4 protein-coding genes are annotated in these 18,370 nt (G+C 33.9%); all 4 read right to left on the bottom strand.

All coding sequences use genetic code 11. From position 1 onward, the window contains the following. The coding region (locus DK866_RS10790; protein ID WP_109408902.1) for a hemagglutinin repeat-containing protein at positions 1–12,303 on the bottom strand (12,303 nt) is incomplete at its 3' end. A gap of 80 nt (positions 12,304–12,383) precedes the next feature. After that, positions 12,384–14,096, bottom strand: coding sequence for a ShlB/FhaC/HecB family hemolysin secretion/activation protein (locus DK866_RS10785; protein WP_109408901.1), 1,713 nt, complete (start codon positions 14,094–14,096; stop codon positions 12,384–12,386). A 436-nt stretch (positions 14,097–14,532) separates the two neighbouring features. Further along, on the bottom strand, positions 14,533–15,699 hold the full coding sequence (locus DK866_RS10780; protein WP_109408900.1) for a hypothetical protein: 1,167 nt from the start codon (positions 15,697–15,699) through the stop codon (positions 14,533–14,535). A gap of 34 nt (positions 15,700–15,733) precedes the next feature. Next, positions 15,734–18,319: a fimbria/pilus outer membrane usher protein gene (locus DK866_RS10775; RefSeq protein WP_244179686.1), complete on the bottom strand. Its 2,586-nt coding sequence runs from the start codon at positions 18,317–18,319 to the stop codon at positions 15,734–15,736. Positions 18,320–18,370: the final 51 nt, after the last annotated feature.

Genomic DNA, 18,370 nt, shown 5'->3' with positions numbered 1-18,370 from the left:
TGCCCATGCACTTATATTCTGCTTTTCAGTCTCGGTGAGTTCTTCGGGGGTTTTGCCATAAAGTGAGTGCGATAAAATACCCACTGTTTCCCCTGTCATTGCACCAGAGGCTTGTACTAAGGCATTCTCACCTTTTGCTAGAGCAAGACCGGCATTCAGTAAGCCGTGGGTAATGGTGCGCTGAATATCACTTTCAACACTGTTACCTTGAATTTGGTTTTTCACTTCATTGGCAAGATAAGGCGCGGAACCATTAGCAATCGCGGTAACAATGTTGTTGCCCATTACACCTTGCGTAAATGCGGTGATGGCTTGGATGGCACGGGTGTATTTCCCCCCAGTACCAAAGTCAGATTGGTTGGTATAATCCTGTAATGCTTGCTGGAAGAGGTGATTTTGAATATCACGCTCGGTGACGTTATCGTTGGTTTCTGAAAGGGCTTGATAGAGATTGTCGTAGGCCGTATCAGAAAGATTATCGAGTTTTGAATCAGCTTTCGCTTGGTTCGTGCCACGAATAGTATCAACCGTGGTTGCTAAGTCGATAACCTGCGCCCCAATTTCGCCCACTAATTGTTGTTTTTGTTGACGGTTTTGCTCTTTCTCTTTGTCGAAAATTTTATTTAACGTGCTGTGAGCATTATCGGTATCTTGGCTTAATTGTGCGATATCTTGCTGTTGATTATCGCTATCACGCACAATCCATGTCCCTTGTGATACCGCAGATTGAGTGGTGTTTTCAGCGCTGTCACTATGGTTGCCTGCCATAGCTAACGCATGGCCCATATTCGCCAGCATATTCCCTTCAACGCCACCTGAAGTACTTACACCACCAGATTGATGCTCAACTTTATATTCTGCGTAATTATGGATATCACTAAAGCCTAATGTACCTGTATCTAACTGATTATTTTTTGCATCGGCTTTACTGCTGATCACCGCACCATCAAGTTGGGTATGTTTACCCACGGTAAGATCAAATCCTTGATTGCCTGCAAATAAGCCGGTCTGTTCTTCCACTGAACGGTATTTACTGTCCATTTTATCGCGACTAAACGAGATATTGGCTGAACCTCCCGGTGTGCCCATCACATTGACACTACCACCCACACTTTCGCTCGATTGCTTCGATTTGTAGTCATCAATGGATTGCTGGCTTTCAAGGTGTAAATCCCCACCCACTTTCGCAATAACTTTATCACCTTGAGCTTGTGCGCCTTTTAGGGTTGTATCTTGACCACTTTGTAAGGTAAGAGTTTGCCCTGCATTTAGCGTCGTATTGGTATAATAAGTATGATCGCCCTCTTCAAATCCCTTACCTCGACTACCATTGGCATTAATGTTAACGCCAACACCGCCAGAGCCCACCGTCACACCAACGCCAACAGAAGCACTTTTACTTTCGTTTTTGCTGTCTGTTGTTTCTTGGTTTTGTGCTGACTGTAAAGTGATATCACGGGTAGCAATCAACGAGAGATCGTTGCCAGCTTGCAGTTCACTGCCCGTAACAGTGATATCGCCTGTTTCTTTGCCTGTTGCGGTAATAGAGAGGCTTTCACCTGCACTTAAACTACTGCCTTGAGCAATATTTCGTTGGTGTATAGTTTCTGATCCAGAAGAACTTTTACCATAAGAAACATTAGCGCCAATTAACGTTGTGCTTTCATTATCTGTACCTGATTGGGCATTATCTAACGCCACAGCCCCCACCGCTTGAGCACCCGAAAGCCCTGCTTTGATGCTTTGTAAGGTACTAATTTGGCTATCGTCGGCTTCTTTGGCGGCTTTGTATCCCGCAATAGCGCCATTAATGGCACTTCCTGCCGTACCGTTTAGGGCAACCGTCACACCACTTTGTTTACTTTTAGTTCGACTTAATTCGGTATAGCTATTTTCAGAAGAAGAAATATCAACAGAATCCCCAGTAAGAGATATCTCCTTTTTGGCAATCATTTCACTGCCGTCTATAGTGAGAGCATCACCCGAATTTATGTGAATATTACCTTCAGTACTGCCGATTACACTGCCTTTATAGGTAATCGCATCACTGTTATTCAGCTGTTCAAAAGTTGATTTCCCGACAGTAAAACCAATCCCCCCAGTACTGCCAATGCCTGATTTTTTGATCTTTTCTTCATAAGATTGGAACTCTAATTCTTGTGCCGTTGTTAGTGATAATTGATTACCTGCATCAAGATTAATATCTTGTGTTGCTATAATTTCACTACCTTGTGCCGTTAAATTATTGCCTGCAGAAACCGAAATTTCATTCCCTTTTAATAGAGAGCCTGTTGCTTGTTTATTATGAATTTCAGCATGCGTAGTGCGTGTTTCCGATGAACCAAACGATTTGTCTTTTGTGACACTATGGGCAATTTGATCAATTGAGGAGTAACCACTATTTAGCGAAATATCATTACCTGCATGTAATCCTAACAGTCCTGTGGCTTGAATATCTGTTGCCGTCAGATGAATATCCTCACCCGATTGCAATGTAATATCACCCGCATAAAGGCGAGAGCCTATCTCTTCTTGCGTCGTTTTATGCAGATAGTTTTTACTATCCCAATCTATATTTTCTTGGCGAACCGTATTGATAGTTCCTAACTCAATATTTTCACCTGCATTTAATAAAACTTGGCTATTACCACCGGCTAAAATATCTGTTGCCGTCAGTTCTAAGTTACGTGTTGCCTTTAATGCAATTTCGCCATCGGGCTCAGTTAAATAAATGGCAGCACCACGATTTATCCATTGATTAGTCTCGTCACCTTTTATTGTTGCAGTACTAATAAGAGAATCACCCGCTTGCAAATTAACACGACTCTGCCCTGCAATTTGGCCACCCTCATTTTTAATATCATGCAACGCTGTTAAATCAACCGTCTTTCCTTTTATAAGACCTTGGTTTATTAAATTATCTGTTGATGCTTGTAATCCATTTTTACTTAAAATAGTACCTTGGTTTTTCAGCTCTGGAATATTATTTAAAATAACTTCACTACCTGAAAGCAATGCGCCACTATTTTGCAAATCACCAGGTAATACTCTGGCATAAACTTGTGGCACCAACACTTTTTCAACAGAACCATTAGGTAAAGTGATTTCCCTGCTGGTTAATAGCACCATATCAGCCGTGATCATTGCCATTTGTTCTGGTGTTAGTGTTACACCCGGTTTAATACCAAACTCTTCACTAAAACGAATACCTGCATCCATCAATGCATGATATTGCTGCTCATTATCATTATGCCCATCTAAATATTGATTACCCGTTAATTGAATAATTTGATCGCGTACTATGCGTTGTTCATAGAAACCATCACCAATACGTTTATGTGTGTTATTGTGATCAACCGATAATGCATTCTGCATATAATCTGAGCTTAACCACTCTCTTTTATTGGTAAAACGAGAGTCTGTTTCAACAATATATTGACTATCCGTTCCTTTATTTAAGTTAAATAAACGATTCTCAGGTAATTTCAATATTGGCGCTACTGTTTGAATATTAACCTCAATAGTTTTATTTTCGGTTGGTTTATCCAATTGAGGTACTGTAATAATTTTACCAATAGGTTGTTGCACTAAAGGCTGTTTATCTACATATTTTATTTCAGGTAGGGTTAAATTTGGCTGATTAATTTCAGTCTGTTTAATTTCAATAATAGATGCTTCATCACCTAGTTTTAAAACTTTATTTTCAGCCGTTTTTTGCTCAATAGTTTCATCAAGTTTTTGGGTCTCGATCTGCCCTGATAAGATAAAATCATTTTGTTCAGTTAATAAATTATCTTTATGTTGTGTTAATGACAATTCATTAGCTAATTTTTCGGTGCCTTTATCTAAGGTAATAGAAGCAATATTTTCAGTATGAACATCAATACTCTTTTCTTTAATATTTAAAAGACCAAATTTTGGCTTAGCCGATATAATAACTTCATCAGTTTTACTTGCTTCTGGACGTTTATCTGACGTTTGATTACTGTTTTCTTTATATTCTAATAAGCCCAATGGCAAATCAGTAACCACCTCAAATGGCCCATAATGAGTACTTGAAGTCGAACTGCTTTTTTTCTTACGTCCAGCTTTACGCTTACCTGGGCGTTTATGCTTTATTGCTGTACCTTCATGGTATTCAATATGTTGTCCAGCTGTTTCCTGATTATTAATATGCATTCCATCAATAATCAGTTTTCCACCTGCAATAATATGACTATCTACATTGTTTAAATTATCACCTTTTAGTGTAATATCTTTACCCGCTAATATTAATGCAGGATCACGGTGTAATAATTTAGATTCTTCTGTAATGATATTATATTTAAATTCATAAAAATCTTTATATTGTCTACCATTAATATTTAATAAATGTTCACGAGTGTTTATGTTGTACCAAATTTTTTCATCATCAGCGTCAAATTTATCACTACTGTAATCAACACCAAATTGATACATTGGAATTTCAGACACTTTTTCAGGATCACTTATTTTTAAATAGAGATCACGATTATTAATTTCTGAAACATGAGCAAATAAATTCCCATTTGCTTCAATTGATGCACTTTCATTATTAAGGACATCAGCAGCGATACTTTCTGACAGATTTTTGGTATCAAAACCCGCAATTGCCATATCATCGCCACTATAAATCAGGGCATGATTACGATTATTTATCTTATTACTGAAAAGCTGTAAATTTTCACGAGATGCTAATACGGGTGCAATCTCATCAAGTTTCGCACTATTATCAAATTGCTGACTTTTTATATAAATATTATCGCCATATATACGACCACCAACTTGGTTATAGATTGTCGTTGCAACTAAGGAAAGATTTCCCCCGAAGGCATCAATCAATCCTGTATTGTGCAGATTATCTGATACTGTAATCGCCAGATTTTTAGCACTCACTTCACCATTACGTTTTTCATACTCATCAACACTTCTTGCAATACGCGCTGTAACGATCTCATTATTTTTTACAGGTTCATAATTAGTGAAGCTCGTTGCTTGCAGTGAAAGTTGCTCACCTGCATAAATAAATCCACGATTATCAATTTCTTGTTCTGAAGAAAATATTAATGAATCTTGAGCTTTAATTGTGGCATTTTCATCTAATACAAAAGCATTCTTGAGCTGAATTTCACTTTTACCTGCCGAGATAACGTCACCATCACCTGTTAAATTTTCAGCCCATAAACGAAGCTGTGCCGTTGCAGCTAACAGCCCTTTTTTATTATCAATGGCTAAGTTATTTTTTGGTGATCCACCTATAGTTAATTCATTTGCGGAAATCAAACCACTTTGATTATTTAGTTTTTCCGCTGGTATTAATTTTAATAATTCACTCGCCTGAATAACACCTTGATGGTTAAGAAGTTCATTAGTTGAAATATGAATATTACTTGCCTTTAATCCTAATTCATCATTTTGAGTTTGTTGGTTATCTAGTTTCTGAGCATTGATGACTAATAAGCCTTGAGATTGAACTTGTCCTAATTGGTTATTAAAACCTTGCTCCAACGTAATATTTGTATTATTTCCGCTAACAATACTTCCGTCTTTATTATTTACACTACTTCCTTGAATAATAATATCTTTTTGGGATAATAACGTTCCTTGTTGATTATCTAATGCTTGTTGATTTAATTGAATATTTAGCTCTTCAATGGCTTGAATATAGCCTTTTTGATTATTTAAAGTACCAACATTTAATTGTGTTTCCGTACCACTAATGATGCTACCTTTAGTATTGATTAGTGTTTTTTTATTGGTATTTATTGATAACTGATTATCGGACTGTAATAATCCTTCTGTATTATCTAATTTTTGAGCATTAACGTTTAAAGTCGATTTTGCATATAACGTACCTTGATTATTCTGTAAATCAGCACTATTAATCGTTACTGTATTATTTGCAGTAATGCTACCGTATTGATTATCTAATATTCCACTTTTTAGCCAAATATTATCAGAAGAAACTAAATTGCCTTCACGATTATTGAATAAAAAATCACCATGATTTATTTTTAATAAACCCAAAGATGATATTTTCCCTTGGAAATTATTTAATTGGGGAGTTGTTAAATCTGTTTTTCCTCCAACAGTAACTAATCCCTGTTGGTTATTAATTTTTTCAAGGCTAGTTAGATCTAAATTTCCTACTACTGAAATTAATCCTTCCTGATTATTAAGTTGTTTAACTTTCAGGTTAAGATCATCTTTAGCAACAATACCTGCAGTCGCTTTATTTTCAGTATTATTTAATTCGCCATCAGCATAAATTGTTAATGCTTTTCCCGCATAAATCAGACCTTGATTATTATTAACATCTTTTGTTTGTAATTTCAGCTTATCACTATTACTTGCAATAGTGCCTTTTGTGTTATCGAGTTGTTTTGCTGTAATATCAGCATATTGATTAGAAGCAATCTTTCCAAAGTGATTAATCAAATCACCACTATTTATAACCAGTTTAGCTAAGGTACTTATTGTTCCATTTTGATTATTAATTTTTTGTTGTTGTGCTTTAATGATTAAGTCATTTTTCGCAGTAATTACACCTTTCTTGTTTTCAATTTCTGCTGTGGTCAGATTTAACTTACCATATTGACTACCAAGTTGTGCTTGGTTATTAATCAATTTACCACTTGTGATATTAACGTTATCGTCCGAAACTAATCGTCCTTGAGTATTAATTATATTACCCGTTTTTAGTATCAACGGACCTTTACTAATAATGCCTTTAGTCAAAGTTTGGCTGTTATCTAATTGATTATTTTGAGTATCTAATGAGAAAGAGCCTGCCGAATAAAGTGTCCCTTTTTGATTGTTTAGTGCTTGTGTTACTAATTTAAGGCCATTAGATTGACTGGCAATTTCACCATTTTGATTATTCAATCCAAGGCTATTAAGTAATAGTGATTTTGCAGAAAATAGATATCCAGATTGATTATTTAATTTCCCTGTAAATAAATTAAGTGTGCCTTGGCTAATCACTCCAGCATTAGATAAAGTGTTACTATTATCAAATTCATTATCTTGAGTATTAATAGTTAGATTATTATTAGCACTAATTAATCCATTTTGATTATTAATAGCTAGACTTTCAATAGAAACACTCTCTTGTTGGCTCCCAATTTTCCCTTTTTTGTTGTTAATATCTTGAGTAAAAAGAGATTGTTTTGTCGTCGATATTACTTTTCCATCTTCATTAATAAGATCACCTACATGGATCGTTAACTCTCCTTTGCTAACAATACCTCCACTCTCTTTTGTATGACTATTATCAAGATGTTGATCATGGGTGTTAATTTCTACATTATTTATTCCCGTGATTAAACCTGAATTATTAATTACTTCACCACTATTGATAGTGATATTGTCAGACTGGCTAACTATTACACCCTGCTGATTATCTATTTTCTGTTTGTGGGTATTAATATCTAATAAGGAAAAAGCACTTATTAATCCTGAAGAATTGAATAATGATTGGCTATCTACTATTAATTTTCCAGCTTGGCTTGCTATTGTACCTTGCTGATTATTAATTTCATTAAAAGTTAGTTGATTGTCTTTTTTGGCGATCAAACGCCCCTGTTGGTTATCAAAATTTTTCGCTGTAATTTCAATATTACCATGGCTAATAATACCTAGATCATCAACTGTTTCATTATTACTGAGTGACTCTTTTAGTATTATTTTGAGTTCTTCTGATGCGTAAACTAATCCTTTGTTATTATTAAGCTGATTTCCTGTTAAGGTTAGATTATTTTGTAGACTAGCAAGTTTTCCTTGTTCATTATTTAATATATTAAAAGTTATCTTTACTAAGCCTTCAGCACTTAAGTTACCTTGCACATTAAAAATATTACCTGCATTTAATAATAAATTTCCTTTAGTCAATATCCCCTTATTATTCTCAGTATCGCTGTTGTCAATATCATGACCTTGAGTATTAACAAGCATATTCTTAAGAGAATAAATTAACCCAGATACATTATTTATAGCCGTTGAGTCTACTGTTAACAGACCATTATCAGCAGATATAATTCCATTATTATTAATTATTTTTTGCTGATAAGCATTAATATTCAGGTCAGTTTTAGCAATTAAATGACCTTTTTCATTATTTAATTCACCACTTTTTAAGATAATATTCTTTTGACTAACAATACCACCACTTTGGCTAGTATCAGTATTATTAATACCATATTTATTTGTATCTAATGCTAAAGTATCTTGTGCTGAAATAACGCCATAACGATTATCAATTTGATAGGTATTTAGTGTTACTGATGATTTTTCACTCCCTAAACGCCCTTTGTAGTTAATTAAATCACCCTTTGATAAAAGACTAACACTATTTTTCCCAATAACTTGACCTAATGTATTATTAAATTGTCCACTATTTTCGATCCTAACACTATCACGTCCTTCTATTTTTCCTTCTGTATTATCTATATTATTATCGGAAGTTACTGTGATAGTTTTATTTGAGGAAATCTGCCCTTGAGTATTATTTAGGATTTTTGTCGTGATATCTAAAGAATGAATACTGGATATTTGACCTTTTTGGTTATTTAAATCTCCATTACTCGTGATATTAATTGCATTCTTACCAACTAATTTACCTTTAGTATTATCTATTTCACCACTTTCAATCGTAAGGTTATGCTTGCTAAAAATTTGGCTACTACTTTGTTGGCTTTGATTACTTAAATTTTCACCTTGTGTATTAATATTAATATCATAAGCGCTGATTGAGCCATCATCATTATTTATTGCTTTACTAGTAATAGATAAATTATTATTTAGACTACCCAAAATTCCTTGTTGATTAATCAGATCATTGCTTTCTAATATTAATTTGTCACCAGAAACAATACGTCCTTTAGTGCTATCGATATTTCCACTTTTAATCGTTAATAAACCATGTGTTTCAATACCTTGGTCATTTTCTTTCGTGAAACGATTAGTCAATTTATCACTTAACGTTAATAGTAAATTTTTAGAAGAAAAGAGATGACCTTGAGTATTATCTAACGATAATCCTTTAAGTGTTAAACTCGATAATTCACTAACAATTTTACCTGTATTATTTTTTACAGCTTGGGTAGTTAAGTTTATTGCTTGCTTAGCAAGCAATTGCCCTTGTTGATTATCAAGCTCACCACTTTCTAGTGTTAACTTCCCTTGACTAACAATACCACCACTCTTTTTTGTTTCACGATTATTGATTATTTGCTGATGGCTATTAATTGTTAAATCTTTACCTGTAATAATTAACCCTTGTTGATTATTAATTTCACCCGTTTTTAAATCTGCACCTTCAGTTAAACTTATTTTCCCGAATTGGTTAATCAAAGTAAATTTACCTGTATTCAGATCTAACGTTTTTCCATCAATAATACCTTGTCCGTTATCTAGCCCTTCTGTTGTTAACAATACGGCTTTTCCGCCAATATTACCTTTATGGTTATCTAAAACCCCCGTATTTAATTGTAGTTTTTGACTAGCCTGAATACCTTGATTATCTTGTGTATCCTGATTAATAAACTTTTGTTTATTAGTATTTATTGTAATATTTAATGCGTGTATTAATCCTGAAGTATTATTCCAGCCTTGAGTTTCAGCAGTAAAATTCGCCTTAGTTGCTATTTGCCCTTTTAGGTTATTGACTGTTTTGGCTTGTATGTCAATGGTTTTGCTGGCATTAATAACACCTTGAATATTATTGATATTTCCTGTTAGTAAATTTAATGCAATACGGCTAATTATACCGCCTGAATGCTGGGTATTTTGATTATTTAATGTATATCCTTTGGTATCAATCCACATATTACTTTCAGATTGGATACTGCCTTCACTATTATCGATACCTTTTGCTGTAAAATGGAGCGTATCTTGAGCGAGAATAATGCCTTTTTTATTATTAGCTTCGTTATTCAGCGTTATATTTAATGTGTTCGCACCAATTTCACCTTGCTCATTTATCAATCGACCAGCTTGAAGTTGACTATCTTCAGACGTGATTATCTTACCTGAATGATTATTCAGCTCATTCATTAAGGTAAGTGAAATATTTTTTTTAGCCTGTATAAGACCTTTGGAATTATCTAATTGACTTGCATTGATTTTATTCTGGGCAGTTGCAATTAATTTACCTTCAGTATTGATCAAATTTTGTTGTGTTGTTATAGCAAGATCATTATTTAATGTTCTGATTTCGCCTTGATTATTATTAATTATACTTGCTTTAAGCGTTAACTGATCCTGAGTCTGAATTTTGCCTTGTTGATTACTGAGTGTTTGTTTAACTGTAATAAAGGTTGTTTTATCACCTGTTTGCTTTAAGGTCGCATTATCATGATTCAGATTAGTTGCAGTAATAGTTATATTATCAGCCTGCGTTGTTGCTTTTTCTAAATCAAGCAGTTGACCTTGTAAAGATAAGTCGCCCGCTGATAATAATGTTCCCTCTCTTCCAGAAAGATGTTGGGCTTCTATAGCTAATAGCCCTTGTTTAGGTAAAGAAATAATACCTTGCTGGTTATTCAGTTCTGTTGCTTTTACTATTAATTGATTCCCTAGACTTTGAATATTTCCTTTTTGGTTGTTTAATATTTGGTTGTTAAACGTCAGCACACCTTGTGCATTAATTTCACCTTGTTGATTATTTAACTCATTTGCATTGAAAGATAATTCACGAGAGCCTGTTTGTGTAATTTTCCCCTTGGTATTATCAATCAATTGAGGTGCTGTAAGTGAAACTGTCTCACCTTTAATTTCACCGTGGCGATTTGAGATATAAGTACCCGCATCAAGCACTATATTTTCAGCATTAACCTGAGCTGAGTCAGAAGTTACATGGCTTTCTGTCGCTTTTACTTGCAGTGATTTACCTTGAGTATGACTATTTGAAAGATCAATACTCTTGGCATTAAAAGCAATATCACTACTACTTAAATGTTGACCCGCAGAATTTAATTCATCCTTTATATTTAATCTCAACGTTGCAGATTTTGAGATATTACCGTTATTATCAACGCCAGCACCTAACTGACTTTTTTTCTCTGCCAAATAATTTTTAGCATCAATCTGAATATTTTCTTGTGCAAGAAATTTACCTGCTTCCGTTTGAGAAACAGTTCCTTTTGCATCAACTTGAATATTATTTTTAGCTTGTAACGTACCACTATTTGCTAAATGGTTTTCAATAGTAACATTTAGGTTTTGCTTACCAACGATAGATCCCTGATTGTTAAGGCTCGTTGTTTTTATATCTAATTCTGAATAAGATTGGATTTTACCACTATTAACTAACTTCCCATTTTCATTAAGAGTTAAACCACCAATATCAGCACCAATGTCTCCAGCATTATGTACACCTACACCATGTTCAGTACCAACAAGCTTTATTTTATTAGCATACATACCACCAACCAGTGCAACATCGATTGCATAGTCAGTTTGTTTTTCAGCCTTGTCATCCTGATTTACAATATTACCTTCGTTATCTAATATATTTTTCCCTGTGGTAATTTCTAATTTATTAGCTTGAAGACGTGAGTTTACTTCTACCGCTCGCGCTAAAATACGCGTGTAATCACTCGCTGTATCATTTAATCCATTTCCTGAAATAACAATTTTACCATTGTTAATTTCATATCCAGTAATTGCACCATCTTGCGTTAGTGCATTACCGGCAACTAATGTGGTATTTACTGCATTAATAAAGCCACAACCTTGGCAACTGATCCCCGCTGGGTTCGCGATAATAATTTCAGCACGTTGACCTGCAACCTCAATAAAACCATTTAATTGGCTTGGATTTTGGCTATTAACTTCATTTAAAATAACTTTAGCTTCACCTTTAACTAACCAAGGGTTACCGGTTACCATGCCCGCTAATTGAGTTTGTGTATCTTGCAGACTGTTATTTAAAATTGCACCTTTATTATCAACATCAAACTGCGTAAATTGATTACGAGAAACACCATGTTGATTCGGTTGCTGAATGTTAACTTGAGCAATTCCATTACTTGTTTGTAATACCGTTGCTTGTTGATTTTGAGGCGCATGTTGATCAGCAATAATTTGACTTGCTTGTGCTGAAAAACTCACTAATCCCTGCATTAATAGTAAAATAAAGGCCACACTATTAAGTGATGTACGAATAGGCGATGAAATAATATTATTTCGTTTATTATTTTCACCACTTGATTTAGTTAATTCAGAAACAACAACCATTAATTGTCGAGTACGATTATAAATAACACGATAACATAATTTATTCATATGTAAGTTCCTTGTCAAAAAGACAATAAAATTTCACTTAATTATTATTTTTTATTTAATATTTGAGTTAATACTGTGTTTTAATAATTAAAGTTAATACTAAATCCTAAATTAACATGATCTGTTTTAAATCCATCTGGCTTAGATAATGGTGTGCCAATAAACGAATCATATTTTATTGTGGATGAAAATAACGAACCTTTTATACCCACAACACCACCAGCAAGATGTTTACCTAATAATCGAGGGTTATCCGTATTTGTTTTTAACTCACCATAGTCCGCACCAAGGTAAATAAACTGTTCTGTTGCAGGATATCGCCAACTCAATGTGTTTTGTAAAAACCAACCTTCATTTGCGCTGAGCGTTCTTTCACCATCAAATCCACGAATAGACCAACGATTACCAATTGCAAATTGGTCAATGGGGGTTAATGCATCGTGTGTCATTTGTTTACGATAGCTTGCTTGGTATTTAAATTGCTGTTGGCCAATAGATATTGGAATATCTAATTCAGCGCGCCACGTTAAAATATTCGCTTTATCTGTTGCATAGTAATTATCAAGATACTTTTCTTCGTAAGCCGCCATTGAACCAAACCAGCGAGTTCCTTTTTGGTAATTTATACTACCGTCCAAAGTCCCAAAGCTAAAATATTGACGATGCGAGAGATTCACTAGCCAATGACTCACTCGCCGGCGTTGTATTTCAATTTCGGTATTATCAATATAATTTCGTAATACTTTAGCTTGAACACTATAACGTAATGTTGTTTTACTATTTTGATTACGAAAGAGAATGTATGACACACCTGCATTAACGCTATCACTTTCTCCTGAATAGAGAATATCTTTAATATGGCCTGCTACAGTCTGAGAGTAATCATATTTCGAGGCGTTAATATCGAATAACCAATAGCCAAAAGGCACTGAATAATGCGCCATAATATTTTGATTATTCTTACTACCAACAAAGTCTAAATCACGTTCTGTTGATAAATAAAACAAATCACTCAGCGCTAAAGGATTATCTAGTGCTAACATTAAACCACCTTGATAACGCCCTGTTGCAGGTGATCCGGCATCATTTATCCACAATGAAGTATGCCAGAAACGAGATTGTTTTCGCTTTATCACAATATCGCTTTCACCTGCATTTTCACCTGGCTTTATTTCCATTTCTGCACTAACAACCGGTAATCGTTGCAGATTTTCTAACCCTTGTTCAATATCTCGCAAATCGAGTAGTTGTTTTTTATGTGCAGGCATACTGGTATACAGCAAGGCGTATTTATCAGAGTCATCAGTAAACTTAACATGGCGAATAATGCCGGGAACTATTGTTAGATATAAAGTTCCACGACTAATATCTTGTTCAGGTACAACAATACGCGTGGTGATCCACCCATGCATTAATAACCGATTTTGCATACGAGTCACTAAAGCGTTTATTCCTTTTACCCCCAAACATTGTCCTATAAATTCAGTTTTAAAAAGGGGTAAATTAACCCAATGGGGAATAACTTCGGTATTTGTTATTTCAATGTGCTCTATTTGGAAGCAAAGTTTTTCTTCTGTTTTATTCTCTGTTTCTTCATATTTGCTAATATCAAAATATATATTAGGTATTTCAGGTGTTAATTGTTGGTAAAGCGCTTCTTGTTGACGTTGATTATGCTGTTGTTGCTGATTAAAGATTTCCGTCGCTTTTTCAGAAGCATCAGCTGAAGATATGGGAGTATTAAAGAGCGTAAAAAACACCCATAAATTTAAAAAGAGTATAATTTTTTTCATATTGTGCAATAAATAGAGTGTGTGATTTTAATTGTATTTATTTAGGGTACATCTAATCTTTAACATTATTGATATTAAAATATATAAAGTAAATATCAAAAAATGAATAACAAATAAAATACCGTAACCTTGACAATGTAAAGATTAAAAAAATCAACTTATGTTAAACAATTAGCCTTATGTAATCACAAAAATTACTTAATAAATTAATTAATGTTAATCTTAATAAATTATAAAAATTAAAATAAATTTTACTTTAAATTAAATTATAGTCATTTATTTAGTTTAAATAACTTGAATTAAAATAATTTATTTATTATTGAAATATTTATTCAAGTTAAAATAAAACCTTAAATTAAATAAGTGGAAATAAAAATATCTTCCATAAAAAAAGTGGATACTAAGATCCACTTTTTTCTTTTTTAAATTACTCTATTTATCCACGGACAAAAATATTCACATCCACTTTTCCGCGATATTCACCTGCTTTTGTACCCTCTGGTTTACAAAGAGCCCATTTGATACCAAATATATCAGGTTGATTATTTCCCATATTGGTTCCACTTAGCTCAATATCTGTATTATTGAACTTTAATAAGTTGTTATTATTTTCATCAGCACATTTTAAATTCGGTGTTGAAGTTTGCTTATAAGGCAATCCTATAACCCAAGGCTTTTTGTTAGATACAGTGCCATTAATAGGTGCTAAGACTAATTTATTTACATTACTTGGATCTAAGCTTCCCTCTTTAATCACCGCTGACATATTTACAGGGTTACCTGTACCGCCACAGGATAATGTAAATACAGAGTCTTTAATGACTTCATTTGTAAATGTCATATTTTCATTAATTTGTTGATTAGATACACCTGTAACAGCACAAGAACGTTTTACTGTTACATCTGCAATTACGTTAACTTGTGCAAAAAAGTCACCAGCACCAATCCGGCCAAAACTACCTACATAAAAAGGAGTGCCTTTATACGTTAACTTACCAGGCGTTAAATTAGCATCAATATAAACAGGAAATGAACTTGGTGTTGTGACACTAACAACTTTTGAACCGCCACCAGGAACTGTTGCTGTCGCATAATTATATGGCACAAAACATACATTAATATCAGATGATTCTTTATCAACAAGATTAGTGTTCACCTGAAAAAATTGTCCTGAATAAGCACTTTGATAATTAGAACTAAAACTAGATAAACTAACATTGAAGTTAAACTGTGGTGTTACATATACTGCAGTCCTTGAATTATTGGCATGCGTTAACTTCAGGCCATATTTATTAGTTTGCCCAGGAACTTTAGAAACAAATGTAGCGTCACATCTCGTTTTTGACTGACTTAATGAAATAATCGCATACTTAGTATCCCAAGAAGAGTTACTGCTATCATCATAAACAGGGCTCCCAGGAAAACTACTAGTCCCAGTCAATGTACCATTTATATATTGAACTTGAGTGGGACTAATATTCATATCAATCACCCCAGTTAAGTTTAATGTCATCGCACCCATATCTGTTCCAGCTAAAACATTAAATGACGAAGTCATTAATACTGACGTCAGTGATGCCATCATTAAATTACGCATTTTCATTGTTATGCATCCACCTATAAAATAAGGGTTATTTTTATTGGCAAGAAAGAGATAAAATTCTTATTGGTTGCTTGCTATTGACTTCAATATTACTTAAGCCACTATATGAAACGTTGCAACTTTGTTGATTTTTATTACCCCATTTCACTAACAGCTTGCCATTATCAGGAAGTCCACTCATATAAAGCTGACCATTTTCACCAACAATACCTGTATTCAAATCATTAGGATTATCAGCATCAATTAACGTAGCAATAGCGCCAAATGGGACAACACTTTTGTTCTGAGAAAGATTTAAAATAGCTTGGAAGCCAATCTTTGTTTTAAAGGTAACCTTAACAATAGCGCCTTTTGTCGGAACTACATTTTGAGATGTGGATTGTAGAGTCGTATTATCAGGCAATGTATTAACATTTAATGCGATTGTATTTTGGCGATATTCTGTAAGATATGGTGATAACGCATATCCTTGTCCATTTATCGCACCATTTCCTGAACTTAATTCAGTGCCTTTTGCTCCAGGTGCTTCAACAATGGCCATACTACTTCCCATACTTCTACCCAGCAATAAACCACCTGAATGTAAAAGCAAACCACCATTCATGCTGCCATTAACGTTATAATAGTCACTTGAATAATTATAATTTAGAGAGGATGTACCGTAGTTACCTGAATAATTAGCATATGCTGAGCCATTATTAGATTGGCCTTGGTTAGCCCAAGATTGAGAAACACCATAAGATAAGGAGTTATCAAATGCACTGCCAGATAAACCAACTTGCTGGTTAGTTCTTCCATTATTATCATGGTTTATCATGTAAGTGCTATTAAAATTACTGAGCGCAGGCGAATTACTAAATACACTAAATGGAACGCTCACATTAAAACTAATTTGCCTATTTTCAGGCCAGCTATCATCTGATTTTATTCTATCAATACTGTAATTAACACCAAAGTTAATACCATGGATATTGCCATTATAGCCTGTCGTAAGTTGGGTAACATTCTTATCTTGTTCCCAATAATTATAACGGCTACCAGATAAATAAATACTACCGTACTTGCCTAATGATTGTGATAATGACGTTGTAAAACGACTTTTTTCTCGTTCACCTAACCACGGTGAAGTACCGTCTTTTAACCGATAATCTTCAGTATTAAATTGATTAAAATCGTAATAATCTTTAGTTGAAAAACGTAATGCCGTTAAGTCAACAGAGGTTCCTGTTGTGGTCATATTCTTAGAATAACGGAATCGATAAGATTGCCCATTTTGGGAGCCTATTGTATTAAAATCAGCATGAGCATGTGTGATATCTGTAGACAGAGCACCCCAATTACCTAATGAAATTCCTATCCCAGAAGAAATAGCGTAATAATCTTTCGCACCTAATAACCCACCATAAAGAGTGACATCATGAGGTAGACCATAAATACCACTGGCAAGCAGAAAATCTGCTTTTTTAGAACCAACCGTTGTGCCGCCATCAAATCGCCCAGTACTAATTTCATATTTCCAACCACCCGGTCTTAACATTACGGGTAATGATGAAAAAGCAACTGTAAATGTCCTTTCTGAACCATCTTCTTCTTTCACTGTGACATCCAAGTTCCCTCCTGAGCCACTCGCGTAAAGATCTGTTATTTTAAATGCGCCGGGTGCAACATAAGTTTGATAAATGACATTCCCATTTTGTCGGATAGTAATTTGGGCATTAGATTGAGCAATCCCACTCACATCTGGAGCAAAACCTTGTTGACTCGCTGGCAACATCTGTTCGTTAGAAACTAAACGCATACCTTTCATTGGTATACTATCAAAGACATCATTTCCGGTTGTAGTTTCACCAATAATAAATTCCGAGCGTAAAGAATAAAGATTACGAGAAAGATATGTATTAGAAAATTTATTACTATTATTACTTTGAGTCTCTACATTATTTGAATTTCGGGTATAAGTCTGTGTCATTGTCGAACGTAAACGCCAATCATAAAGATTAAAACCAGCTCTTAGTTGAGCAAAGAAATTATCATTTTTTTGTTTTCCATTATTATTAACTTTATCAAAATGGCTATCGTTAGAAGAATGTCCTCCACTAAACATATAATTGATAAACATGGCAGAAACACCACTATCAAAAGAAGCTGGATCAATATAGCCAACGGCATCATTGGACATAACAATTTGAGGAAAACTAGTGATTAGTTTTAATTCTGATAAATTTACTTTTATTAATGCGTCAGGAATATATTCATTAATATCATAAATCACTTGATCGCTTTTTAACATGTTTAACTTAGGTATTACTTTAGTATTAACACCTAATTCATCTAATAACTCTCTGGTTATTTCAGGCACCACTTTATTATTAGGCCCTTTTACCAAATTAATGATGAACTCACCATTGTTATTATTATTGACATAAACTAATAAAGATATTTTACCTTCAGGTAATGCATCTTTTTGTGAAAATTGGCTTAAATCAATTTCATTTGCAGATGCACCTAATTGTCCATCAAGTAAAGCGGGATCAAAATAATCCTCTGCAAAAGAATTAAATGAGAACAAAATAAGTGATGTAAAAAAACTGTATCTAAACATTGCCATTGATTTATTCATTTTTACACTCTTAATATTTAGCTTTATAAAAACATATATTTTTATAAATTT

The organism is Proteus genomosp. 4 str. ATCC 51469 (assembly GCF_003144375.1).
In the GTDB taxonomy this organism is placed as follows: domain Bacteria; phylum Pseudomonadota; class Gammaproteobacteria; order Enterobacterales; family Enterobacteriaceae; genus Proteus.
This window is presented reverse-complemented; position numbering and strand designations above follow the sequence as displayed.